The sequence below is a fragment of the Lacrimispora sp. 38-1 genome (assembly GCF_049890855.1).
Lineage (GTDB): Bacteria > Bacillota > Clostridia > Lachnospirales > Lachnospiraceae > Lacrimispora.
The window spans coordinates 1-349 of record NZ_JBANEW010000071.1 but is presented as its reverse complement, the minus strand read 5'-3'; the positions used below and the strand labels follow the sequence as shown (position 1 = coordinate 349).

Below are 349 nucleotides of genomic sequence, written 5' to 3'. Positions count from 1 at the left end.
TGCGATGTTTTCATAGGAGTACACAATCGATTAATAACTGTGTTAAATACTTCCTTTAAACATCGAATGGAGATGGAGAGATTCGAACTCTTGACCCCCTGCTTGCAAGGCAGGTGCTCTCCCAACTGAGCTACACCCCCAAATATAATCTGGCACCCACCTGCTCTCCCATACCGTCTCCAGTATAGTACCATCGGCCGCTTAGGTCTTAACCATCGTGTTCGAGATGGGAACGGGTGTGTCCCCTAAGCGCATCGGCACCAGAAATTTCGTGTCTGCTAGTAATGTGTGCACAATTAAACGGAAAACTGTGTTGAAAGCTTGCTTTCATAAGCAGTTTTTTGTTTCA

The 349-nt window shown here is 45.6% G+C and carries 1 tRNA gene and 1 rRNA gene; both read right to left on the bottom strand.

The features are described 5' to 3' along the window. Positions 1–67: 67 nt before the first annotated feature. A tRNA-Ala gene (locus tag V7D18_RS20845) sits at positions 68–140 on the bottom strand. 7 nt (positions 141–147) lie between these two features. Further along, positions 148–265, bottom strand: a 5S ribosomal RNA gene (rrf, locus tag V7D18_RS20840). Positions 266–349 lie beyond the last annotated feature (84 nt).